General features: G+C 43.3%; 23 protein-coding genes and 1 pseudogene. 5 read left to right on the top strand and 19 right to left on the bottom strand.

Going from position 1 to position 25314, the window contains the following annotated elements; genetic code table 11:
- Positions 1-41: 41 nt before the first annotated feature.
- On the bottom strand, positions 42-626 hold the full coding sequence (locus NB504_RS14950) for a LysE family translocator (protein WP_013856459.1): 585 nt from the start codon (positions 624-626) through the stop codon (positions 42-44).
- 105 nt (positions 627-731) lie between these two features.
- Here NB504_RS14950 and NB504_RS14945 point away from each other — a divergent pair, with 105 nt between their 5' ends.
- Together NB504_RS14945 and NB504_RS14940 are read left to right on the top strand one after the other, a co-directional pair.
- On the top strand, positions 732-1175 hold the full coding sequence (locus NB504_RS14945; RefSeq protein WP_019280913.1) for an Lrp/AsnC family transcriptional regulator: 444 nt from the start codon (positions 732-734) through the stop codon (positions 1173-1175).
- 158 nt (positions 1176-1333) lie between these two features.
- Positions 1334-2971: a phosphoethanolamine transferase gene (locus NB504_RS14940; RefSeq protein WP_258429214.1), complete on the top strand. Its 1638-nt coding sequence runs from the start codon at positions 1334-1336 to the stop codon at positions 2969-2971.
- A 29-nt stretch (positions 2972-3000) separates the two neighbouring features.
- On the opposite strand, the gene NB504_RS14935 is transcribed toward NB504_RS14940, so the two are convergent.
- From NB504_RS14935 to NB504_RS14905, 7 genes are all read right to left on the bottom strand, one after another.
- Positions 3001-4341 (bottom strand): sensor histidine kinase, encoded by a 1341-nt coding sequence (locus NB504_RS14935; RefSeq protein WP_258429401.1) that lies wholly within the window; start codon positions 4339-4341, stop codon positions 3001-3003.
- A 61-nt stretch (positions 4342-4402) separates the two neighbouring features.
- Complete coding sequence (locus NB504_RS14930; protein WP_013856454.1) at positions 4403-5059, bottom strand: response regulator; 657 nt, start codon at positions 5057-5059, stop codon at positions 4403-4405.
- A 3-nt stretch (positions 5060-5062) separates the two neighbouring features.
- Positions 5063-5692 (bottom strand): tetratricopeptide repeat protein, encoded by a 630-nt coding sequence (locus NB504_RS14925; protein WP_176212345.1) that lies wholly within the window; start codon positions 5690-5692, stop codon positions 5063-5065.
- 27 nt (positions 5693-5719) lie between these two features.
- Positions 5720-6517, bottom strand: coding sequence for an SDR family oxidoreductase (locus NB504_RS14920; RefSeq protein ID WP_258429209.1), 798 nt, complete (start codon positions 6515-6517; stop codon positions 5720-5722).
- Positions 6507-7241 (bottom strand): TenA family transcriptional regulator, encoded by a 735-nt coding sequence (locus NB504_RS14915; RefSeq protein ID WP_094145478.1) that lies wholly within the window; start codon positions 7239-7241, stop codon positions 6507-6509. The genes NB504_RS14920 and NB504_RS14915 overlap by 11 nt, the downstream gene beginning before the upstream one ends.
- A gap of 1 nt (position 7242) precedes the next feature.
- Complete coding sequence (locus NB504_RS14910) at positions 7243-8742, bottom strand: AMP-binding protein (RefSeq protein WP_258429207.1); 1500 nt, start codon at positions 8740-8742, stop codon at positions 7243-7245.
- A gap of 10 nt (positions 8743-8752) precedes the next feature.
- Positions 8753-9361, bottom strand: coding sequence for a thermostable hemolysin (locus NB504_RS14905; RefSeq protein WP_013856449.1), 609 nt, complete (start codon positions 9359-9361; stop codon positions 8753-8755).
- 377 nt (positions 9362-9738) lie between these two features.
- Between NB504_RS14905 and NB504_RS14900 the strand changes: the two genes are divergently transcribed.
- Positions 9739-10224 carry a VOC family protein gene (locus NB504_RS14900; RefSeq protein ID WP_170895372.1) on the top strand — a complete coding sequence of 162 codons (486 nt, stop codon included), beginning with the start codon at positions 9739-9741 and terminating at the stop codon, positions 10222-10224.
- 127 nt (positions 10225-10351) lie between these two features.
- On the opposite strand, the gene NB504_RS14895 is transcribed toward NB504_RS14900, so the two are convergent.
- The 8 genes and pseudogenes from NB504_RS14895 to NB504_RS14860 all read right to left on the bottom strand — a co-directional run bounded on the left by NB504_RS14895 (position 10352) and on the right by NB504_RS14860 (position 19067).
- The gene (locus tag NB504_RS14895) at positions 10352-11251 is read right to left on the bottom strand and encodes a LysR family transcriptional regulator (RefSeq protein ID WP_194662260.1); all 900 of its coding nucleotides are present in this window, start codon (positions 11249-11251) and stop codon (positions 10352-10354) included.
- Between the two features lie 524 nt (positions 11252-11775).
- The gene (locus NB504_RS14890; protein WP_222715990.1) at positions 11776-12744 is read right to left on the bottom strand and encodes a PhzF family phenazine biosynthesis protein; all 969 of its coding nucleotides are present in this window, start codon (positions 12742-12744) and stop codon (positions 11776-11778) included.
- 21 nt (positions 12745-12765) lie between these two features.
- Positions 12766-13231: pseudogene (locus tag NB504_RS14885) on the bottom strand (tetratricopeptide repeat protein).
- Positions 13232-13681: 450 nt separating this feature from the next.
- The gene (locus NB504_RS14880; RefSeq protein WP_258429203.1) at positions 13682-14386 is read right to left on the bottom strand and encodes a DsbA family protein; all 705 of its coding nucleotides are present in this window, start codon (positions 14384-14386) and stop codon (positions 13682-13684) included.
- A gap of 16 nt (positions 14387-14402) precedes the next feature.
- Positions 14403-14909 (bottom strand): protein disulfide oxidoreductase, encoded by a 507-nt coding sequence (locus NB504_RS14875; RefSeq protein ID WP_258429202.1) that lies wholly within the window; start codon positions 14907-14909, stop codon positions 14403-14405.
- Positions 14906-17020 carry a protein-disulfide reductase DsbD gene (locus NB504_RS14870; RefSeq protein ID WP_258429201.1) on the bottom strand — a complete coding sequence of 705 codons (2115 nt, stop codon included), beginning with the start codon at positions 17018-17020 and terminating at the stop codon, positions 14906-14908. Before NB504_RS14870 ends, NB504_RS14875 begins: the two co-directional genes overlap by 4 nt.
- A gap of 163 nt (positions 17021-17183) precedes the next feature.
- Entirely contained in the window at positions 17184-17954 is a 771-nt protein-coding gene (locus tag NB504_RS14865) for a TerC family protein (RefSeq protein WP_258429199.1), read from the bottom strand.
- Between the two features lie 360 nt (positions 17955-18314).
- Entirely contained in the window at positions 18315-19067 is a 753-nt protein-coding gene (locus NB504_RS14860) for a 3-oxoacyl-ACP reductase family protein (protein WP_258429197.1), read from the bottom strand.
- 119 nt (positions 19068-19186) lie between these two features.
- Here NB504_RS14860 and NB504_RS14855 point away from each other — a divergent pair, with 119 nt between their 5' ends.
- Positions 19187-20110 (top strand): LysR family transcriptional regulator, encoded by a 924-nt coding sequence (locus tag NB504_RS14855; RefSeq protein WP_258429196.1) that lies wholly within the window; start codon positions 19187-19189, stop codon positions 20108-20110.
- A 123-nt stretch (positions 20111-20233) separates the two neighbouring features.
- On the opposite strand, the gene NB504_RS14850 is transcribed toward NB504_RS14855, so the two are convergent.
- Both NB504_RS14850 and NB504_RS14845 read right to left on the bottom strand, forming a co-directional pair.
- Positions 20234-22081, bottom strand: coding sequence for a hybrid-cluster NAD(P)-dependent oxidoreductase (locus NB504_RS14850; protein WP_258429195.1), 1848 nt, complete (start codon positions 22079-22081; stop codon positions 20234-20236).
- Positions 22082-22189: 108 nt separating this feature from the next.
- Positions 22190-22957: a carbohydrate deacetylase gene (locus tag NB504_RS14845; RefSeq protein ID WP_258429194.1), complete on the bottom strand. Its 768-nt coding sequence runs from the start codon at positions 22955-22957 to the stop codon at positions 22190-22192.
- A 196-nt stretch (positions 22958-23153) separates the two neighbouring features.
- Between NB504_RS14845 and NB504_RS14840 the strand changes: the two genes are divergently transcribed.
- A complete protein-coding gene (locus tag NB504_RS14840) occupies positions 23154-24047 on the top strand; it encodes a LysR substrate-binding domain-containing protein (RefSeq protein ID WP_258429193.1) in 894 nt (297 codons plus the stop codon).
- A 209-nt stretch (positions 24048-24256) separates the two neighbouring features.
- On the opposite strand, the gene NB504_RS14835 is transcribed toward NB504_RS14840, so the two are convergent.
- Positions 24257-25231: an alpha/beta fold hydrolase gene (locus NB504_RS14835; RefSeq protein WP_258429192.1), complete on the bottom strand. Its 975-nt coding sequence runs from the start codon at positions 25229-25231 to the stop codon at positions 24257-24259.
- Positions 25232-25314 lie beyond the last annotated feature (83 nt).

Here is a 25314-nt window from a genome sequence, read left to right as displayed (position 1 = left end):
GCGTTGATAATGCTCCCACACAGCAACGTCTCACCGAATCTCTACAACATAGGAACAACGGACAGTAACAGCAACGCACCCATCGCGCCGTTAAACCAGCGGACATAACTTGGGTGATTCATCCAGTGGCTCAACTGTTTACCCGCCGCAGTCCAAACACTGACCGACGGAATGTTCACCAAAGCAAACACCAATGAAATCAGCATTAACTGCGCCCAGCTCGCACTTTGGTTAAATACACTCACCGCAGTCAGCGCCATCGACCAACCTTTGGGATTGACCCATTGAAACAGTACAGCCGAAACAAATGACATCGGTTGATACTGCTTCTCTCCCTGCGAAGGGTTACTCAGCGCAATTTTTATCGCCAAATAGACCAAATAAATGGTGCAGGCAATTTGCAAACCTTGTTGCAACATAGGATAACGATGGAATAAACCCGTTAACCCAACGCCAACCAATAGCACCATAATGCTAAAACCAAACGTTACACCAAGCATGTGCGGAATAGTGCGCATAAAGCCCACATTCGCACCGGATGTCATCAGCATGATGTTGTTTGGACCCGGTGAAAAGGTCGAAACAAAAGCAAAAGCCACCAGTGGCCACCATTGTGTGTAATCCATCTTCTTTCTCTATTTAATAATGATGAACAAATAATAATGGTATCGGCTGGCAACATTGTGCTTATATTGGTCAATACCACCAATATTGAGCAATAAAAATAAGCCATGGACAGATTTGACGAGAGAATATTGCAAGAGCTACAACTTGATGGCCGAGTCTCGAATGTCGAGCTAGCCGAACGCATCGGCTTATCGCCCTCCGCCACGTTGCGCCGCGTGCAGGATCTCGAGCGTAAGCAGATCATTAAAGGCTATCGAGCGGTCTTAAATAAAACCCAACTTGATGTCGGGTTTGTCGCTTATGTGGCAATTGGCTTAAACAGCCACACGAAAAAAGCGCAGCTTAGTTTCGAAGAACATGTGCGCTACGCCAAGGAGGTGGTCGAATGCCACAACATTACCGGGATGAACGAATATTTGCTGCGTGTCGAAAGCAAAGATCTCAGCGCCTATAAACGTTTTCACGCCGATGTGCTTGGTGAGTGCTTAACGGTGAAATCGATCACCACCATGGTGGTCATGGACTCTCCTAAAGACGAACGGCAATAGTATTTACGCCATCACTTTTAGCATTCGACAAGGTGCGCAAGGTACTAAGATAAGTAACTACCAAAAACTCATCTCATTCTAACGATTGAATTTCTTAAGCCTTTATTAAGAAAAGATCTTTATAAGTTCCATAACGTCTTCTCATCACACGGTATGTTATGGAACCCACAATGAAAAATCCTCGCTTCTCATACGCAAGTATTACCTTGTTGCTTGCTCTCTATTTCAGCTTGGTACTCAACATTCCTATTTATGCCAAGTTGGCACAGATTTTTTCGGCTGCTGAGCAGTTCAATTGGGGGTTTGCCTTCTCAATACCGATTTTTTTCTTTTTGGCGCTGAACGTTATTTTCCAACTGTTTGCGTGGCCTTATTTTCTAAAACCTTTTTTTGCGGTCTTACTCATCCTTTCTGCTGTGGTGAGTTATGCGAGTTACAATTACGGCACGATTGTCGACCGAGACATGTTGATCAATGTCGTTGAAACCAATAGCAGTGAGGCAGGCTCTTATGTCAGTCTCTATTCCATTGTCTGGATCTCAGCGTTGGGCATCCTCCCTGCCGCTCTATTACTGCTTTCGCCACTTAAAGTAGAAAAATCCATTTCCCGCTTTTTAGGCTATAAAGCGCTATCAATATTGCTCTCTTTACTCGGCATCATCATTATTGCGGCGCTGTATTATCAGAACTATTCGTCGGTTGGGCGCAACAATAGTTACCTCAAGAAAATGATCATACCCACTCACTTTGTCTATAGCGCTTACGGTCTTGTGAAAGATCGTTATTTTACCGAGCCCGTGGTGTATCAAATTATCGGCGCTGATGCGCAGCAGCAACCGAAAACTACCCATAGCCGTGATGCAGAAAAACCAACCTTAGTCTTATTTGTGCTAGGAGAAACGGCTCGCGCACAAAATTACCAATACTACGGCTACACACGTGATACCAATGCTTATACCGCGCCTTATCAGCCTATATTTTTCAGTGATGTCGCCTCTTGTGGTACTGCGACAGCGGTCTCTGTACCTTGTTTATTTTCCAATATGGATCGTCATAATTTTGATCGTACCAAAGCGGATAACCAAGACAACGTCCTCGATATCTTGCAGCGCGCAGGCGTCGACCTCTTATGGAAAGAGAATGATGGAGGCGATAAAGGCGTCGCGAAAAATATTCCGCAGAAAGAGCTGGATAAAACTGCGCGAGAAGGCCGATGTGACGGCAGCACTTGTTATGACGTCACAATGCTAGACAACTTAGATGAAGAAATTGCCAACCAAACTGGTAACCGAATGATTTTCATGCACATTATTGGAAGTCACGGGCCAACCTACTTTAAGCGCTATCCTAAAGACATGGCGAAATATCAACCTGATTGCCCAAGAGCGGATATTGAAAATTGCAGCGTTGAGCAGATAGTGAATACTTACGACAACACTATTCGTTACACAGATTTTGTTTTGGCGCAGCTGATTGAAAAGCTAAAGTCACTGCAAGCGCAATACAACACCGCATTGATTTATGTCTCCGACCATGGAGAATCACTGGGAGAAAATGGACTGTTCTTACATGGTATGCCGTACAGCCTAGCACCCGATTATCAAACTCAAGTACCGCTTTTAGTCTGGTTATCTGACGAATTTGCCCGAACGAAAGGCGTGAATCAAACCTGTTTACGTCAAACAGCCACTCAGCCCTATGCTCAAAGTAATCTCTTTCACTCTTTACTTGGCATTATGGATGTATCAACCAATGCATACGAGAAAGCGCAAGATATTTTTGCGCCATGCCGCTAAAGAGTATGGATAAAAACAGAAGAGACCCGTTAACTTAGATGAAAACAAACCCTGAAGATGTTGCTGTCGTTGTGTCTCGGCAGCAACTCGACGGTGGCATTATGCAGCGCGGCGATATCACGGCAAATCGACATTCCAAGCCCCGCCCCATCGCCTTTTTCACTGTTAGCTCGATAAAAGTTATCAAATATTTTTTCTCGGGCTTCGTTCGTGATGTTGGGGCCGCTATCAGTCACATTCACTTGAATAAACTGATCATCGCCATGCAACGTAATATCAATGTGGCTGTGTACGCCAGAATAGCGCATCGCATTATCGATTAAGTTTTTAAACAACACGCCGAGTAATAGCTCGTCGCCTTGAACCGACAAACTCTGCCCTTCAAAGCTCAATTGTTGGTCGTGCTTTAACGCTAACGGCGCAAGGTCTGCGATAACTTGCTTAATAGAGACTGAGAGATCGACCGTTTGTGATGACAATTCCATAGTGCTTTCGACTTTGGCTAACATCAACAACTGATGAATAAGGCGGTCAGTACGCTCAATACCCTTAAGAATCATGTCCAGATCATATTTCAGTTGCTGCTCATTCTGGCTGAGCATGGCGTTTTCGGCATTTAATCTCAATACCGTTAGTGGTGTTTTAAGTTCATGAGCAGCCATGCGCGTGAAGCGTTTTTCTCGCTGCCAAGCCAATTCTAATTGAGCCAACAGTTGGTTGAGTGTCTCTACTAATGGTGAGAGTTCGGTGGTTTGTTCTGTAACGTAAATGCGATCCAACTTATGGACACTGCGAATGGCGATTGCTGATTTTAGTTCTTGCAGTGGTTTGAAACTTCGTCCAATAAGCATCACCAGCACCAAGATAACGCATGGGATCAAGATCAATTGCGGCAACGCGGTCGACAGTGCAATTTCATTGACCATTTCATCACGAATACTCTGTTTTTCCGCAACCAGAATGTATTCCGAACCGTGATCAGAATGAGGTTGCGCCAATTGAAAATAACGCCATGTTTGGCCATCAATGGTGACGTTGCCAAATCCATTATTGCTGGCATTGCTGCTAAAAGCGGGTTGCTGACTATCAGAGCTATACATCAACTGACCATCTCGATAAAACTGAAACAGAATGTACCGCTCATAAGGGTGACCATACTGCGTTGCCATCTCCTTGTTGGCTTGCGAAAGACGTTCAATGCTTTGCATCCACTGATCAAACTGTTGATGAAGATCGGCATTGTCTCCTTCTTTTATAGAGACAGAAGTCGCCATCAACAGTAATTTTGCCGATTGACCTAAGCGCGCATCGTAGACCTCCTCAACTTCATGTTGAGCAGTAGAAAAACTGAAATAAAGAGAAATGAGCAGTAAGCCACCGCTTAACCATACAGCCGACTGTGTTAAACGACGTTTAATCGAAAATATTTTTTTATTTTTCAATCATATACCCCACACCACGGATATTTTTGATGACATTTTCTGGCATTTTTTTACGCAAGTTATGAATGTGAACTTCGATAGCGTTGTCACTGCTGCCTTCGTCCCAACCATGAAGCGCTTGTTGCAATAGCTCTTTGCTCATCACTCGCCCTGCTTGAGTGATCAAACTGGCGAGAATTTTATATTCATTACGCGTCAGTTTGAGGGGTTGCTGACGATATTCAATCTCCTGCTTGGAAAGAGAGAGGCTCAGATCACCAATCGAAATCAGAGCCTCGGCGCTGCCCGAGCTGCGACGAATGATAAGCCGTAAACGTGCCAATAGCTCTTCTAGCGCAAAGGGTTTGCCAATGTATTCATCGGCTCCACCATCTAACCCTTTGACGCGATCGCTAATATCATCACGCGCCGTTAGGATCATCACAGGCAGCGAATAACCAGCGTTTCTAATGCCACGCAACACCTCAAGACCATCCATATCCGGTAAGGTTAAATCCAAGATCACCGCCGAAAACTGTTCAGTTTTGAGCGCACACGCCACGCCGCCACCTTTTTCTAGCCAATCCACCGTATAACCTTGGCGAGTCAACGCCACCTGCATTGACTCGCCCAGTTGTTTGTCATCTTCGACTAATAATAAACGCATACGTTATTTTAAATTCTCCAACAAAAGAGCAATTTCTTGCTGACGCCCAGCATCGGCAATCGCTCTTTGTGGCCTTGCTGGTGCTTGTTGTGCTTGCAACAGGTACTTTCTTGCTTCATCGGTTCTGCCCTGCTCGGCAAGAAAATCACCGTAAAAATAGTTGGCATCAATTCCTGTCGGGTTAATCAGCAGCGCTCTTTGCAGCAACTCTTCCGCTTTAACGTCGTCGCCAAAAGCCACTGGCCAGCCGGGCACTTTGTAATATAAGGTGCCTAAACTTGTAAAAGCCGAGCCATCTAAAGTATTAGGCGCTTGATCGATAACCTCTTCGTACAATAATTTCGCCTCTTTCACTAAAGATAGCGCACCCAACCCACCTTTTACGCCCGCTAATGAGGATTTATTGATGGCAAGCCACACTTTGAGTTCTGGGCTGTTGCTTGATTGCATCTCTAAGGTGTTACGCATAATGACACGTTCAAAACAACGTTCTTGATCATCGCTCGACTTCATTTTGTATTGGCATTTGGCCCAATCAGATTGAACCTGAGCTAAAGGGGTGATCGCAAAAGCGGGTGTCGTGCTTACCGCAAAGATGACCAATGCACTGGCCCATTTAAACACAGTTTTCATATGTTGTTCTCCTTGAGTTATCACGCTTTAACGGTTCAAAAAGGCAAGAATGGTCGCTTGCTGCTTTTTAATTGCCGACGAAATCACTGCTGGCCATAGTTGATTTAATCGTACCAACACTTTTTCAGGCCAGCCAATCCAGCGAGTTGTTGATTCGCTTTCGAGCATACTAAGCACATGTTGGGCAACAACCTCTGGCTCATCACAGTGATTGCCTACGGCTTGGTTAAACTGGTTCACCGTGTCATTATTCAGCTCGGTATTGGTCGCTCGCGGCGCTAGGTAAAGTACTTTGATACCCGTCCCCTCAAGCTCACGCTGCATCGCTTCACTAAAACGGTGCAACCCTGCTTTGGTAGCGCAGTACGTGGCATAACCCGGGTAACCAATAGCCCCTAAACTTGAGCCAATATTTAAAATAATCCCCGGTTTATTCAACCAATGTATCGCCGATTGAGTCAGTTGCATCGGAGTAAGTAAATTCAAATGCAGCTCCTGTTGTACTGAAACTGCGGTTCGTCTAGCTAATAAGCGAAACTGGTTAATGCCCGCATTATTGATCACCACACTGATTCGTTTCTGGCCCATAAAAAAGCGCTGAATGAAGGTGTTGATCTGCTCTATTCCTGACTCTGTGCTTAAATCTGCACTCAAAATCAGATGCTTCTCAGGCATGGGTAGCGTTTGCCGAAGTTGCTCGAGTTTTTGACCATCACGAGCCACCAGAACTAGACTGGCTCCTTGCTTAGCAAGCAGCAATGCGATGCGTTGCCCGATACCACCGGAAGCGCCGGTGAGTAAAACATGTTGATGATTAAGATCCATATTGCGACCTTACACCTTGCGAAGCTAAATCTTGCGAACCTGCATGCACCATTGACTCGCAAGGAAGCGGTAGTTCTCGCAGCATCTGCCCATACAGATCAAACACCATGTTTGCAGAGCGGATGATGGCCGCTTGATCGGATACACACTGAATGTTGTTCATTAACGATTCAAAAAAGCGGATGTGCCCTTGGTCAAGTTCACTGTGCGAAGTGAGATAGGTCATCGCCGCATCAGGAAGCTCCAAACGCTGTTTGACTAACCGTGCGATATTCCCACCGACACCCACACTGGTTCCTTCAAGTACCCACACCATGCCAAATAAGCTCAACGGGTTAGCGCGATCAATCTGGTGATAGAGATACGCCACCATGAGTTCGATGGAAGCGCTGACGCGCCCTGCACCCTCATTATGACGCACTGCGTCCACATCACCACCGCACGCTTTAATATCGTTCAAGATCCACTCTTGGTGGCCTTTTTCTTCATCGATGTACTCGGCAATCGCCGTTCGTACCCACTCATATTCATCGCCTAAGCGGCTGCCACATGCCATCAGCAGTGGCACCGTATGTTTAACATGGTGATAAGCTTGAGTGAGAAAACGAATATACATCTCTAGGCTGATCTCACCTCTTGCGCAGGCATCAAATACCGGAGCTTGCAACATCTGCTGCTGTGCTGGCTCAGTTTGTGTTTTTAAAATATGGAAAAATTTGCTCATTTTAAAGCTCCTCAGCCATTGAATAGAAGGAAGGAATAGAGATAAAAACCGTCTGTGGATTAGTGGTGTGGCGCGCCAAGCGAGCCTCTTGCAGTGCGTTTTCAATAGCTAAGCGTTTTGGGCGACCATTAGCGGTCAGCCACTTTTGCCAGCAATGAGTATCGCTCACCAACCAAAGCTGCGTGATGTGTGCGTAATCGGGCAACACGCTATTGAGCTGTTGCACGCGCGTAACGAGATCAGGTAAAGGACTGTCACTGACGGCCGTGAGGCCTGCCTGCCCGTCGCCCACCACCACAAATCGATGGTGTGCAATCAAAGCCAATGCTTGAGATTCAATCCATTCAGGGGCCACGTTACGCCCAAAACTGGTGATGATGAGGTTCTTTTTACGCCCGATGATGGTTAAAAAAACCTCATCATCGATTGTGGCCATATCGCCAGTTGACAACCACTCGTGGCTAAACGGCTCACCTAAATACCCCAAAGCCGTGTTGCCTTTAACTAACAATTCGCCATCTTGTGCCAGCGAAACCTGAAGATGAGACAGCACCTGTCCGCACGACCCCGGCTTATTTTGTTGGGGTGTATTCATACTCACGACCGAAGCACTTTCAGACAAACCATACCCTTCAAAAGCGGGAATGCCGAGCTGGCGAGCTGCGTCAATTAATTGGGGAGCCACTCGCGCCCCGCCCACGGCAACCCAGCGTAAAGGCTGCGCAAGAGCTGGGCTCTGCTTGACGACTTCAATTAATGCCAACAATAACGCTGGCGTTAACACCAAGCTTGACGGCTGAAACTGTTGCAGTGCGAGTGCGAACGTTGCGCCACAGAACTGGCTAGAACCGGTCAAACCCACTTCGCTGCCACAGACAACTGTTGATGTCACACCCAGAACCAAAGGAACATACACACCCGTGATGTTTTCTAACAAGGTTGAGAGAGGCAGCATCACGAGGTGACGCTCAACTTGCGCGGACATTTTCTCTGCGATCGCCAGCGTGACCGCTTGCATGTTTTCGTCACTCAAACACACCCCTTTCGGCGTTCCGGTGGACCCAGACGTAAAGGTGATTTTTTGCGTCAAAGGCAACACCTGTGCTGATGGATTCGCCAAATAGACAAAAGCAGGTAGATGGCTGAGCGTTGAGAAAGGTTCACCTAGCGTTGGCCAATCACCTAAGCAAACATCAACCCCTGATTCATACAGTAAGTGTTCAACCTGTGCCTTGCTAAAGAAAGTAGGTACAGGAACGAGCACTATTTTTGCGTGCATGGCCGCAAGATCGATGATCACCCAATCCAAACTATTTCCAGCTTTTAATGCAATACGCTGAACCTGCCACTGGCGTAATGTGCGTGCTGTGGCTTCCACCTTTTCTAAGAGCTGTTGATAGCTCAGCGCTATCTTTTCTTGTTTGGCATTGTGCCCAATGAAGGCAATGCTATCTGGCTTTTGCTGCGCATGTTGATGAAGCGCCGATAAAATTCGGTTCATAGCAAAGGCCTCACGCTTGTTTCTGGTTTAAATGAAATCGGTTGAGCAACGCCAGCCCCTGCGCCAAATTTCCCGCTAAAATTCGAGGGCTGTGTTGGTAATAACTGCCCCAAATTTGGTTGGCGTTAGGAATGCAAGATGCTGACGCTTTCGCGATCAATGTCGGTTGTAAACCAAATCGACGCATCAAAGCATGCAGTGGATCCGTTGCTGTAAAAACGCACCATTCATACCCTAAATCAACCAGCTGTTGAGCGATCAAAGTAAAGTGCAGTGCCGATAAACCACGACCGAAAGAGGCCAGTTGGCCAAATTCAATCAAAGCACTTCGGGATACTCGGCAATCAAAACGCTGCGATAAAATTTCATCGGCAGGTTGGTCAAGGTATTGTTCGAGAAATAGAGGCTCTTGCTGCGCTACGCGAAAACCACATACGGATTTCATTTCGTCATGATCAAGCAAAGCTAAATAAGCAGGCATAAAAGTAATAAGGCGTGCATCAAACGCTTGCTGATAACGCTCGCGCACAAGGTGTATGGCTTCCAACCAGCGAGGATGAGAAGGATCAATTACGGCCAATTGCAGATCAGATGCTGAGCGTATAGTTTTCATCGGCATTTCCTTTTTGCTTACTCTGTAAACAAAAATAACGGACGTAACTTAAGAATCCCTTAATAAGAGATTTTTTCTTCAACTCAATGAATGAGGAGCCGTTGAATATCCGATACCACTTAGCTCACTAACAAATGTGTGGCCAAATCTGAACTGAACGATTTTTCTAAATGAGCCTGTCACGGATTAGCTTAGATACGGAAAATTATCATTTTCTACTATCGCCATTTGTATTGGTTCTAACACGGTGACATCTTGCGTTTCGCTTATAATTAAAATTTATCATTTTTATAATTACTGATAATTTTATTTAATCCATCAATCTCCATATACTCCCATCTATCGAAACGAAGCCAAAAAATCAAAGGTATTAGGAGCGAATTATGAAAATGAATCACGTCGGTATTATGGTTGGCGATATGGATAAAGCTGTTGAGTTCTACACTCAGGCTTTAGGTTTAAAAATCGTTATGAATAATACACAAGTTATTGAAGAGCGAGAGTCAGCGATTGGCCGCATGTGTATTGCTGTTTTTGGTGAGGGTTTCAAAGGTTTCAATATTGCACATCTAGTAACAACTGATGGTATTGGTGTTGAATTGTTTGAAATGAAAGAGCGCGAAGAGCGTCACGAAGTAGACTTCTCTCGCCTTGGTATCTTCCACTTCTGTCTACAAACCGACGACTTTGAAGGCGCGATTAAGCGCATTGAACAATATGGCGGTAAAGCGCGTATGGATATCATGCGTTACCACCCAAAAGATGATAACAAGCTCGCTAAAATGGTTTATCTAGAAGACCCATTTGGTAACCTATTTGAGCTTTACTCGCACTCATACGAAGAAACTTATGCCTCTGATTACGAATAGTCGATCTGTGATGCATTAATAAAATTTCAAGGGCAGGTAGCACAACCAGCCCTTTTTGGTTTCTATTGAAAGGTCAGCTATGAAGCTTTAATGCCAATATCATCTGCTTATGTGAGGTTCAATCAAGTCAAACAACCTTAAAAGAGTGATCAATAACATCAATGACTTGCTCATAACGCCTAGCAAGAGGTGAATTAAGTTTGCTAACCAAGTAAACAGGTTCTTGTATATCTGCAGTAATGTTGAATATTTTTAACTGCTCTTTATCCGCGAACAAGTTAACGCACCATCGAGGAACCACTGTAAAACCAATCCCTTTAGCTATAGGAACTAATATTTGGTGCACTTGGTTAATATAGCTTTGCGTCGAAACATCATCCAAATCGACTAGACGAAGCAAATCATTATTCGCTTGATTGACATATGTTTGGAAGTAGTGAGCGAAATCTGGATGACGAACGACTCCCAATTCTATTAACAAGTCATTTATAGGCAAGCTTTCGTCTGCGGACAGTGGCAATACAAGCGCAAGACACTCCGCACCAACAATACGGCTCGCGAAATATTTAGGGTTAGGTTCTTTTGTCACTAGACCTATATCCAGTTTCCCCTGCAATATCTGCTCAAATATACGATGGTTTGGCGTTGCTTCTAACTCAATGGATAAGCCTGGATAACTCACTTGCAAAGAAAGTAATTGTGAATAAATCAGCCACGCGAAAGTCCCCGAACAGCCTATAGTACAGCGACCACGGAAAGGTTCGTCGTGTGCCAAATTCTGTAATAACTCAAACTCTTCTTCAAAGTGTTTGACAGCATAATCGTAAACTTTCCGCCCATAGATTGTTAACTCAAATTTCTTGTTAAATCTCTTTATCAAAGGATAACCGCAAGCAGCTTCTAGTTTATTTATGTGCTGGCTTACCCCAGGTTGCGTCATATGGAGTAACTCAGCCGTTTTAGTAAAGTGCCCAATATCGACTAATGTTTTAAAAGTGTTTAACCAAATAGGATTGAGCATAGTCATAAACCAATAGTTATTAATAAATCAACTTTCAATAATAATTGATTATAAATGAATCAGCATGTCTTTGGACAAAATGTATGTTTCAGATTGCAATATGATAAAACATCATTGCATTAGCTTTTGAAACGAAGAAATCGGGAGTGTACGGATAAAGTTTGTCAGCGACAAAAAGTGATGCTTGCAGCATAAGTCTGCATAGCCAGAACGAGCTTTCAAATAGTTACAAAGATATTTGCAGAATAAGTTCGCATAAAATTGCATCAAAAATCTGCATATTTGAGTAGGTATCTAAATCCTACGTTGTAAAGTTACTACATCATAGCCAATGCCCGTAGATAATCGTGTCAATGAGCATACGTTTAACAAAGTTTTGGACATTTCCGAGTTAGAGCCTCCACTCTAACTTGTCAGTTTCAGATTAAAATTTGATACTTAAACTAATGAATCCTCATATCAAGGATGTTCACCGTCCTGATTTAGGGAATGAACTGCGCCATCAAAAACCATTAAGAGTGACGTAACTCTTACGCTTTTGATGGCATAGGACATACCGAAAAATAACGATTCCAAACCTTGCAAAGTCGTAGGTCTTCAATGTGAGATAAACTTATCGGCACTTCCTTCATTCCTTCCAAGGACGCTTGACCTCCGACTCTAACCCGGCGAATGATATCTTGTTTAGAATCAATGGTAACTTGAATCAAAGATAAGGCCCCCATTGAGCGTCCTTGCTCTAAAGCGAACGTTAAGCTATCAGTGATGCCATGCTTAATAAGATAACAACCTAAAGCCCCACTCGCACTACCTGTCGCTGATTCTTCATTGATACCATATAAAGGTGCGAAATTTCGGCAATAGGCAATCGTTGCCTTATCGTTGCTAAGTTCAAATACGTGGAAACCGATAGTATTGAACTCTTGGCTTAGCTTCGATATCGCAGCAAAGTTAGGCTTTAGGATATCTAAATGTCCAGTCTGCACAGGGACAATGATATCGGGTAAACCTGTCGAGATGATTTCAATAGGCAATCCCGTACTCGTAATCACGTCACTAGATATGCCAATAGCATAAGCGATGTCTTTAACGTGAGGAGCGCGACGAAACAGAGGTTTGGTTTGATCCATTACAATAGAGCTATCATCGATGGCTACATGGAGAATACCTGCTTTTGTTTGTTGTGTGTAACAACCTTGCTCAATGAACCCCTGCGAAGCCAATACGAAAAATGCAGCCAAAGTGGCATGACCACAAAAGTCCACTTCCCCTTCAGCAGTAAAAAATTCCACCTTGAAATCTGTTTCTTTATTGGTGTACACAAAGGCCGTTTCAGAGAAGCCAACCTGTCGCGCGATGTATGTTTTTTGTTCTGTACTAAGGGAAGGTGGGCCTAAAACAACTCCAGCAGGATTTCCGCCTAATCCGCCTTTGGTAAATGAATTAACAAGATAGACGTTTATGTCATGTTCAATGGCGAGTGTCGTATCAATGGTCACAGCTTCAATTCCTTAAAATTACTAAGTTCGATCTAAGTCTTGCGCGTAAAGCTTGATAGCTCGTTTGTACGTTAAAATGTCTCTGAGCTTGTAGTGTCAATCAAAAGGCTTAACAACATCTCAACCGCGTTTTTATGCTCTCCAAGGTTATATAACACATTGCATAAAATGGCATCGCCTCCTTTGCATTGGGGAAATGAGTGCATGCTTTTTCAAACCGAACGGCTGCTTCATGATATTTCCCGAGGCTTCTCTGCGTGCTAGCCAGGCCAAATAGAGCCTCAAAATGCTCTTTCTCAACGAGGTCACCAGTTAGTGCGGCGTTATAATGCTGAACTGCTTCTGACTCAAGCCCTTGATTATCATAAGACCATGCATATGGAGGTACGATATCTTCGTTGCTAAGAAGATTGGCCAATAATTATCGGCTTCCTTCAAAATCACCGTTATCCCTTAACTCGATAGCTCGTTGAATATGCTCATTCATAGCTTGTTTCCTTCCATTCATTAAGTGGCCGCTTTTTACTATGTTTTAAAGTTTAAAGCTTTTAAAAAACAGCATATAAGCTGGATACGAACATTGACGATGTTCCACGCAACTGTCGTAAACATAAATTTATGCGCACTCAAGCACTAATACGATTAACTGGATTTCGATAAGGCAGTTAGTATGAGTTTTTGTATGGACAAACCTTAAGAACAATGGACGAGGAATGTTTAATCTAATTTATGTTGGGCTAGAACTTTGCTAGCGATGATTACCGCTGAGAAAGCTTTAGAAAATTGTAAATTAAGGTCTTTGATGGCGCATTCTGATGTTTGGAGTAACTTCTAGTTTACAACCATACATCTACCTCATACATAGTCAGCTACCACCCCTTATCTACGCCAGTTTTAAGCATAACTCAATTTGAGGTGGTTTAGCTTTCTATCCGAATTACTCAGCGGAGTCTTTCACCAATGCTTCCAGCTTATCAAGTGGTATATATCCGGGAATTATTTGACCATTTAACAACATTCCGGGCGTTCCTCGCATACCTAACTGGTTAAATATCTGGTAGTTTTTTGCAAGCATCTCATCGGTCAAAGCATCTGATTTGATATGGTTCTCAAGACCTAGTCTTTTAGCAATTCGTTCAATAGAACGATGATCATGTATTCCTGGTTTTTTAATAAGCAACGCATGAGTTTCAGCAAACTTTTCTGGATGGTTCTCCCACACATTTAAGGCAAAACTCGCTGAGTTGGAATGGCTTGACATCTCTTTAATAGGCACGTAAATATTCACAACTTTAATATCATTGGGATATTTATCTACAAGTTGATCTAACACACTATCTAATTTCTTGCACCAAGGACAACTGTAATCTGTAAAATTAATGATCGTAGTTTTCGCATTACTAGAACCAAAGCTTGTGTGATTAGAGTTATTGTACATATAGTCGTAATTTTCAGCGATTGTAGCCTCGAAAGCTTTTTGTTGATTCACATACAAGTGTAAGCTTTCATGGAGATTATCTATAATCAAAGGGTTTTCTTGAAGTATCTTAGTAATGTCTTTAATTTTATCATCATGTGTCGTTGCTAACGCAAGCGGTGAAACGAATACACTTGCAATCAATATTTTATAAACAATCTTCATCTCATTTTCTCAATTATTATACAAACCAAATCCTAGCCAAGAGACCAATAGGAGTCGTGAAACCAGTGGTAACGAATTGAATTTGACCACCTTTAACAACTGCGATCGTCGGAGTAACTAAAATCCCCCAAGCTCTCGCATTCAATCCTCGTGAATCATTCAAATTCGAAAAGTCATAATGGTGAGCTTCTAAAAACTTCGCTATTCGGTCATCAGGTCCAGAACTAATTGACACACCAATAACTTCATAAGAATCAATTTTATCTATCAAGTTGATGGTCGGGCTGACAAACTTACAGACTGGACACCAAGTCGCCCAAAAGTAAACGATAACAGGCTTTTCTTTACTCATTTCAAATATATCGACACTTTTACCATCAATCGACTGGCCAACAATGTTGGGAGCATTAGCAACAGAAATACTCTGTTGCCTCCACAAATCCAACCCGGTCGAAAAGATAACAGCAATAAAAACGAAAAGACCAATCTCTTTAAGCCAACGCCTTAATTTTTTATATTTCACTCTTTATTATTTCCGTTCGCTGTCTCAATCGCACTTATCACAGATTCATCTGTAAGAATAATGGGAAGAGGTATTCCATTAGGGGCTTTAGGACCATAAACGATATTGAATGGGACACCAAATCGTCCATTTTCTTGCAGGTAGCTCGTTACACTTTGGCTAGGTACTGTCCAGTCGCCCTCCATTGCAACAACCTCTGAATGATGCAGCACTCCATAGACTGGGTCTTGTAGTAACACACCAATCTTATTCGCTTTACAAGTAATACACCAATCGGCAGTAACATTGACAAAAACAACTTTTCCGTCAGCAATATGATTTTCAATTGCTGTTGTTGAAAGTGGCTCCCAGTTTGGCTCAGGAGGGAGTAATGTGGCCGATTTATTAGAAGTTATGCTGCCTACAACCAGACTTGCTGAAACTAATATAATCAGAGCACCTCCTGTCCATGTGGCAACCTTTTTTCCATACACACGCAATGTACGCATGACTAATAGAGCCAAAGCTACTATTGAAATTACATATACCCATAACATTGGCACGTGGTTAGATAACAGACTTAACAACCAAACACTGGTTATCAGCATCATAAAGCCAAATAACAACTTGATTTTATTCATCCATTGGCCCGGCTTTGGCAGTCTTAGTGCAACCGATGGGAATAGAGCCACAACTATCCATGGTGATGCCATACCCAAAGCCAATGCCGTGAATATCAAAAACATAACCGGAATACTTGTCGCGAGAGCAAACGCCACAGCTGTGCCTAAAAACGGAGCGGAACACGGCGTGGCAAGCAAAGTCGCAAACATACCTTGAGTAAAGTGTCCTTTATATGAGTTATCCCCTTTTGTTGCTAGCCACGTGTTTGCGTTAGAGGACAAGCGTATTTCAAATAACCCCAGCATATTTGCCCCAAACACGCCTGTGATGGATACCATTAATCCAATAAACCAAGCGTTCTGGAATTGGATCCCCCATCCAATAGCGCCACCTGATAGCTTTAGGACGGTTAGAAATAGTGCAATCAACCAAAATGAAACTAGGATACCTAAGGAAGAAGACAAAAACTGAAAGCGTATCTGTCTTTTCTCTAAACCTTGAGTCAAGACAATACTACTCAATTTCATTCCTAAAACGGGTAGGACACACGGCATGATATTAAGAATGAAACCACCAAACAAAGCGAATAGAATCATCTGAGCGATATTAAAATTGCCCCGATCTTCAATAATCATTTGAGATTTGACTGTAGTGGCGTGCTCAGCAATGAAGCTATTGTCATCTAAAGTGACGGTTATCGTTTGCTCATCAAGCTGAGGTGTCCCCATCCAGTTGGTGACGTCAAATGTCGCAACCAGTTTGTTCCCTTCAACCTCGAAAACGGGTTGTGTGAATGCCGAGTCTCGGACTTCTTCTGTGGTACCATCTATTAACATGTCGGGCTCCGTCCAACCCATGCTATTCTCGACAGTGACTTGTAACTTACTATTTTGTTCATCCCAGATAGCGTTCACATTTTTAATAAGAGGGGATGGTTTAGGCACTAAGCTCATCCCTTGAGCGTAAATATGCATAGCAGATTCAGAAAGCTTCAGCTCTGAGGGAATAAATGATATTTCAAAAGGGTAGTCGGTCAAAACACAGACTGTCGTGCATGATGATAGTGTCAGATTTGCATCTAATACCACCGGGGAATCTAAATCATCTACATGTAGGGTCATAGGAAAGATAACGTTGCCTTTATAGCCCAGTGTCTCAATACCTAAAAGCTCAAATCTCTTTGGATGAGGCCAATGCCATACAATGTCACTAAGGTTTTTAGATCCATCCCAAGTCATACTTGGCGCGATCCCGCCTTCACCAGGGCTTCTCCAATAGGTTTTCCAGTCCCCCGCTAAGCGCACTTCTAGAAAACCAGCAACCGTCTTACTCTCGGTATCAACCTGCCCGCTGATGACAAATCGTGTCTCGACTGGTGGGTGGTTGGGGTTTTTCAACCAACCTGTAGTCAGTGGTTCTGCCTTGACCACACTGGCAAACAAGGTAGCCACTATTGCTATAAACAACCCTACGAAAGCTAGACGACAAGCTGGTTTGGAGTTTTTCATTTATTACCCTATGAAAATAAAATAGATCAAACTAAATATTGAAGATGTACTTCTTTGATCTATCAACAACCTTTAGAGAATGTAGAAACAAAATAATTTCTCAACGGAGTCAATGATCGCTTATGATTTTTTTAGTCATTCCTTGTATAGAACCCTTAACAGGTTAGAGTACCTCCTGACCGGTTTTAGACTCGAATGCTTTAATTAGCTGGATCGTTAAGGTTCGCTTCTGTTTGTTTTTTATTTGTATATGACATAACTCAAGCGTTAGTCCGAAAACCATAGCAAAGTACACATAGCCTTTATTGATATGAATGGCTAAACCTTCCGCCATTAGTAGTCCGCCCAATAAAACCAAAAACAGTAAAGCCAATGTTTTAAATCCAGGGTAACGAGTAACTAAGTCGTTGATTTTTTGCGCCGTTAAAATCATAAAGATCGCGGATGTCAAAATAGCGGCTATCATAACTGGCACTTCAGATGTTAAACCAACGGCGGTTATGACTGAATCCATAGAAAAAACGGCATCTACCGCCACAATCTGGAGAAGCACGATGGCTAGTCCAGTCCTAGCTTGAGTCGAATATGACGATGGTGTATGCCTCAACCACGACCAAAGTTCTTTCGCACTTTTAGCCAACAAAAAACCACCACCCAATATCATAATAATATCTCGCCCGGTGAACGTTGTATGGGCGAAGCTCAGCAAAGGATTAGTCAGAGACATCACCCACGAAATAGAAAACACGAGACCTATTCGCGTTAACACAGCCAGAGCAATACCTAAATTACGTGCAACTTTGCGTTGCTGTTCGGGAAGCCGCTCACATAGAACAGAAATGAAGACGACATTATCGACACCCAAAACAATTTCAAGAATCAATAAAGTTGCAAATACTACCCAGATTTCGGGTTGTAGAAAGAGCTCTAACATGTGCTTATCTCCTTAATACAAGAAGACAATGGGATAAAACGGCACCTAAAGGGGTCGTCCATAGAAGTAATTTACCTCTCTGTTTAGAAATGTGGGATTAAGACTAAGCATTTGTTTTAATAACGCTAATTTTTTAATGCGCTATCTGTTTTATTTGGGATGTCGATCTTTAACATCGGATGTTTATGTGGTAACAACTGGATGTCATTAGCAAGCGTGCAAAACTGTTCAAAACTGATAGGCTCTGAATGATTGACCTTTGATATAGGCCAATCATCGTATTTCTCTTTGCTCATCATGAAGTGATGATTGCTTGAGGTTAGGTTGATCAATCGTGAGTGACTCGACCGTGTATTTTGATTAAGCGGAAAAGCCACCGTCGATCATCAAATCAGCACCAGTGATATAACCCGCTTCTGAGCTAGCGACGAATGCTACTAAGCTAGCAATCTCCTCAACTTGACCATAACGACCAAGTGCACCGATAGCTTTTACAGGCTCTGAAGTATTGCCATTGTCTGGGTTTAAGTCGGTATCTACCGGACCTGGTAAAATGTTGTTGACTGTAATGCCTCTAGGGCCTAAATCGCGAGAGAGACCTTTGGCCAATCCGGTTAGTGCAGACTTGCTCATTCCATATATAGAACCGCCAGCAAAAGGAATGCGCTGAGCGTTCGTACTACTGATATTGATTATTCTGCCGTTATTATTCATGTGCTTCGCGGCTTCATGAATCGCCACAAACACACTTCGTACGTTGGTATTGATGGTCTTGTCCCAATCATCCATCGTCAAATTTTCAATACTGTCCCAGATCAGCGTACCTGAATTGTTTACGACAATATCAATTTGACCAAGTTGTTCTATGGTTTCGCTGATTGCATTTCTGATATCTTCAGGTTTAGTGCTATCCGCCTTTATTGCGATGACTTTGCCACCTTGTGAAGTTAAGCTCTCCGCAAGCGCTTTGGCTTTTCCGTGGGATGACACAAATGTAAAAGCAACAGACGCCCCCTCCAGTGCCAATCTCTCAACAATGGCGGCACCAATACCGCGACTGCCACCTTGGATAAAAGCGACCTTACCTTTGAATCTATTGAAGTTATTCATCATGTTTACCTTAATTGAAAAGTCGATGTAATCATCTCGTTGATGTACGCAGAATAATCGATTCACACCTGCTTATTAAGTCCATATAATGACAAACATAAAGTCCATGAAGGAATTAATTGATGTTAAAAAGCCAATTTGTGGAAGTTCGTCACTTTGTCAGCGTTGCGCAGTTGAGGAGTTTTACCCTTGCGGCCCAAGCGCTTGGGATGACCGGTTCAGCTTTAAGTAAAAGCGTTGCTCGACTAGAAAAGCAGCTAGGCACCAAACTCCTTCATCGAACAACTCGACGCATCGCGTTGACCAATGATGGGGATTCCTATTTAGCAGACTGCCTTAAAGCGATGACTATTTTAGAGGAAGCAGAGAAGCGCTTAAGCAATCAACAGTTATTGCCATCAGGGCGTGTGCGTATTGATTTACCCGCAGTTCTCGGTAGAAGAGCTATCCTACCCAAGTTGCTAGAATTAACGTCCAAGTTCGAGCAATTAGATCTATCTATTACCTTTAATGACCGTCCTACGGATTTAGTCAGTGACGGGATTGATCTTGCGATCCGCGTTGGGCACTTAGAAAACTCGGGCGATATTGTTGCACGTAAAATTGGGGAGCAAAAAAGGGTGATATGTGCCTCTCCCTCTTATTTAGCAACTCGAGCACCGATTACCAAAAAAGAAGATCTAGCCCAACATGATTGCATCGTCGGCTGGCCTATAGGACAAAGGCACAGCTGGCTACTGAAAAATGTTAAAGGGGCAACCGAATCTGTCGATATTTCAGCACGTCATGAGATAGCCGACTGTGAAGGTATTTTGCAATCGGCTTTATCTGGTGCAGGTTTAGCTCAACTACCAGTGTGGTTAGTGAAGCAATACCTTGATGATGGGCAATTATGCCCTGTATTAGAGAAATTCAATGGCGAAGGAGCACCCATCAGTATTGTTTGGCTAAAAACACCTTACATTCTGCCTAAAATAAGAGTCATCATAGATGAAATCATTGCATTATCGAGCCGTCATCCGGATATTTTTGAGGCTTCTTTGTAATGTTGACTAATCGAAGCACGACATTGCAGGTCATTTGGGTGTTATTGTGTTTTAGATAGTCCAACGATATTGAGGTCACTATCAAAGTTTGATAGTGGCCTCAATCATCATAAAACCTACATACTAGCTAACAATATTTACATTTGTCTTAGGTATCGCGCAGCAAGCTAGGGCCATTCCTTTCGCCTTATCACTGTCTTCAATTCCTGGGGCATCGGGCTGGTAAACCTCTCCTGATTTCACTGTGACTTTGCAGGCGCCGCAGAAACCAGCTCTGCAGTTATTCGAAATAGAAAGCCCTGCAGCTTCAGCTTGCTCCAGAACGGTGCGCTGGTTGCTTCCTTCAAACACGACACCATCAAGGTTGATTTGAACCCTTTTCTCGCTCCCGTCCGCCACTCTTGCAACGCCAAATGTCTCTTGATGGTACTGTTCTTCAGGCAGCCCACTCTCTATCATCAAGCGCTTTACACTCTCCATGAAACCACTAGGACCACATACAAAAACTTGACGTTTGTGAAACTCTGAAATTTGATTTAAATGAGAACGACTAAAATGCCCCTTTTCGCCTAGCCAATCAGTTGATGGCTCGCTAAGGGCTAGAGTCACAGTGACATTGGCGTGTTGTTTTTCTAGCATAACGAGCTCTTCCATGAATGGAATATCCGCTTTCGTCAAACATTGATGATAAAACGCAATATCACGAGTGTCTCGTTGGTCAGTCAAATACCGAAGCATAGCGATCATGGGCGTCACACCGCTACCGGCAGAAAGCAGCAACAGCGGCTCATTCGATTCTTTAGTAATATGAAAAGTGCCTTTGGGTTGATCCGCAATAATGGTATGGCCAACTTGTAAGTGGTTGAACAACCAGTTGGAAACTTCACCACCATGGACCCGTTTCACTGAAATCGACAAACGTTCTGGCCGAGAGGGGCTAGATGACAGCGTATACATTCGTTTGGTCAGTTTGCCATTGACCGTGATCTCAATAGGGAGGTGTTGTCCCGCTTTATACTCAGGCACCATGCCGTTTTTAGGCTCAAACCAAAATGTCTCGAAGTTTCTTGCTGTAGGTTCTCTTTCAACACAAATCAACTCTTGTTTTTTGGCGTCGAGATCTTCATAAAACTCCTTGGATTTATACTCAAGCACTTCGATAGCATCATTGATGGATATAACACCTTCGTTTTTCGCTACAAGGTTTTGCCCGAAAAATATTTTGCCTTGCTCGTTGGCTCTAAAGCGCGAAAAGGTCGTCAATGGCTCTTTACTGGCCCTAAATTCTCCATTTTCCAGATCAAGTGTCGTTAAAATGCACCGCTCACACGGCTCTACAATTTCAAATTCAACGTCACCTATCTTGATACGCTTCCATGAGTCTTCGATAAAAGGTTCGTTTGATTGCACCACGAGGTTAGTACGAAACTGTTCCATGGTGTGGACTTCGCTGCTGCGTCTATTCAGCTCCGCTAATGAGCCAGAGCTAATCAGCAAGATAGGAAAACCGTCGGCAAAGCTCACATTATGACCAAGGTTTTCTCTCACACGCTTAGATTGCTCGCCAGTAAACAGTAACTCAACTCGCTTCCCTATCACTTGGCTAAACCAGTCATTTGCTTCATCGGTTGTTGTATAGGCGGAAAAGTGGTCTCTCCAAACACTGGCATCTGTAGCCTGCATTTTAAAAGTAGAATAGTGTAATTTTAGCGGTTCCATCCCAGGGTAAGAAAAAATGATGCCAGTTGGCAGTAGACTGGAACTCACTTGAACCATATTTGGATACTGACGCGCCGTCACCATCGTTGGGTATTTAGCTAAGGCGGAAACCGCCTCGTCAGTCAGCGCCAGCATAAAGCGACGATCAAAAGCAAGGCCTTGCTTTTCAGTCCACGAAGAAGAGAGTGAAAGCCCGCCAATGGATTTGACTGGATAAATAGTGATTTGGGAAAGTACGATAGGATTTACCACAATGTCACCCTTTATTATTGTGTTGATTGATTGAACCGCAAGCAACGATTTTAACGACCGAGCAAGGCCGATGGTTTATCTTGTGAGGAGGTAGGTTGCTTCGCTGAATTAAGTATGAAGCGCATCAAAGCCGACGCATTCAATGTCATTTTTTCTTAGCCAGAGAGAAAACTCATCGCTGGTTAAAATCTTCCACTCTTCAACGCGAGCATGAGCATAGCTAGAGATGTCCTCTAGCTCTTCGTTAAGCGTTCTGGCAGGGTGACACATCAATTCAATCGTGCTGTTAGACATGCTGTCTTGATAAGCCAGCAATATGGCTTTGAGGTATTCAATATTAGCGCCTTCGGCATGAAATCCCATATCAAACGCATCTGGGGTCGGGACCGATAACAAGTTTTGACCTCGTATAAAGCTATCAATACGCCTGACGGGGAGGCCTATTTCATTGGCTGCTTGTGTAAAACCTATTTTAAGAGGGCGATAGGCGCCTGCAAAATGGTGGCTATCGATATGATTAATATTAAAGCCTGCGTCTATAGCGGCTTGATATTGCGCTTTTAGCTCTCTCGCCACTTCATTGGAGGATACATCTGATTTATTAAATAGAGTTTTTCTATCAAAAAAATGACCATTCTCGTCGACCAGTGTTGGAACCAATGTAGGATCTGAAATGGGTTGACCAGATGTCACTGTAAAATGCAGTCCAACTTCAGGAATAAGGCCACATTGATAGAGCTGTGACGCATGAGCGACGCCAGGTTGGTTCATCATGATGGTGGTCGATTTTACGGTTCCGGCACGAAAACAATCCGCAATCCCCAGGTTCACCGACTCCGTCAGCCCAAAATCATCAGCATTTAATATAAGTTTCATCGTATCTCATCCAAGTTGTATTTTATCGATTCTCGTACGATGCCCGTGTTGAACTTTCCGTCATCGGCAACGTTGCGCTTCTTGATTGAGCCACCATTAACGTCCTTGTAATGTGACATTACACAAATTAATCTATAATGACTCACAGCTTAGGACAAACGAACAATACCTCTAAATGAATTAACCAGAGTAATGCATGAGCTCAATAACCAATCAACAACAGCAGCTTTCTCTGCTTCATACTTTTAGCGTTGCAGCGCGCTACTTGAGTTTTACCAAGGCAGCAGAAGAGCTCTTTCTGACCCAAGGTGGGGTGAGCCAGCGAATTAAAAAACTGGAAATGCAGCTTCAATTCAATCTATTCATTAGAAAAACCCGAAAGTTAGAGCTCACGCCGGAGGGACAAAGAGTTCTGAGTGTTTTGAACTCATCATTTGAGTCCATATTTTCCACCCTTTCTGACATTCAAACCGGAGAGCTGACTGGTAGCTTACATATAGCCACATCACCTTATTTCGCCTCTGCTTGGCTGATCCCGAAACTCCCTTCACTTCGTCAGCAATACCCCAATCTAAGCATCAAGCTGCAAACCAAACAAAATCAATCTGATTTTCAATTTGAGCCTTACGATGTGGCGATTTTTTATAGCCAAGGGCGGTATCCAAACCACTACAGTGAGCGACTGTTTTCAGGGAAAAGAACACCTGTGTGCAGTGTTGATTACGCCGCTGAGCATGACCTTCACAATGGGTTGAGCGCTCTATCTGACGTTAATTTTATCCATAGAGGGGATACGAGTGCGTGGCAGTATTGGTTAGATGAGATGAATGTCGGCATCGACTGCGAAAAGCGATGTGATTTCTATAGTGATAACAGACTGGCGATGGAAGCGGCGGAATTATCGCTCGGTGTGTTTCTTGCTCGATATGAATTTGCGCTGCCTTTAATCCAAACGGAGAAGTTAGTCGCGCCATTTCCACATATTGAATCAGGAAAGGGCTACGATTTGGTTTGTCCTAAAGGCATGGAAACGAGAGCAAAATTTCAAGCGTTTTCTCGCTGGGTACATTCTGAATTAGACAACGAATAATGCGTGCTCGTTGTATCGCGATATGACTGAGTACGAATCAACTCAATAGCCATTGTTCTCTGAGCCTCTCCAACGCTTTAGACTCATCACCGCTCAAATGAAAAAATACCCTAGCGTTTACTCTAGGGTATGTATTAACAACAATGATAGACAGTCTATGGCAGCAATGAAGACCGCAATAGAAACAAAACTCAGCTCAGTTTTGTAAATTATTTTTTGTCAAAAAAGTCAGTAACAATACTTTCAACCTGGACGGGGCACTCCTCCATCAACCAGTGGCCACATGACTCCAACACATGACCTTGAACGTCGTTGGCATACTCTTTCATTTGATTAATTTGAGTTTTACCTAAACTGCCTTGACCGTTACCTGATATTGCCAAAATCGGCATTTTCAACAAGTTATTCTCTGATAGATTGTCATTTTGAATCACAGATTCTGGGAGCGCTCTGTAATATTCAAAAGCAGCATGTAGCGTTTGAGGCTTTTTATAAGAGTCAGCATACATACCGAAGAGTTCATCTGAAAATGCATTCTTGTTTTCTGCATGCTCAAGAATGAAATGTTTAAAAAACTTATCTTCATTACCGGAAATAAGTGATTCAGCTAATTCATTCTTAGCAGAGAAAAAACTAAAGTGCCACGCGGTCGACTCTCCCTGAGGTGTATAGGCTGGGAACGTATAGATGAGGTCGCTTGGTACGATGGTCTCTAATAAAGCGACCTTATCAATATCATTCTGATGCTGAGCCAGCATTGGGTAGGTCACCCAACCGCCAATGTCATGAGCGATAACATTAAATTTCTCTTCCGGACTAAAGGTTTTAGCTAAAGAATGGATATAAGGTGATACGTCTTGTCCTGTATAAGAGTAGTTGAGCGGCTCAGACAACCCCAGCCCTGGCAGGTCCATGGCTACAACTTGATACTCTTCAGCTAATTTAGGCATTAATTGGTGCCACTCGTACCATGACTGAGCAAAACCATGAACCATTAATAGTAAAGGTCCTTCACCTCCAACTACGTAGTGAAGCTTTACACCATTCACTTCTTTGAAGTTACTTTCAAAGCCTGCAGGGATTGGAAACTCACTGTTTGTTTGACTCTGCTCATTACCCGCAAAAGCCATTGAGGAAAGTAAAATACCCGATGAGGCTAAAAGTGTTTTATTCCATTTTTTCATAAGGTTAAATCATCTCATAACGTGTTAAACCGATATGCACTCACACTAAATGGTATACCGAAGCAGGGCGCAAAATTTGTCAT

The organism is Vibrio sp. RM-69-4 (genome assembly GCF_024743775.1).
In the GTDB taxonomy this organism is placed as follows: Bacteria; Pseudomonadota; Gammaproteobacteria; order Enterobacterales; family Vibrionaceae; genus Vibrio; species Vibrio anguillarum.
Note: the sequence above shows the minus strand (reverse complement) of the source record. Positions and strands in the feature narration are given on the sequence as shown.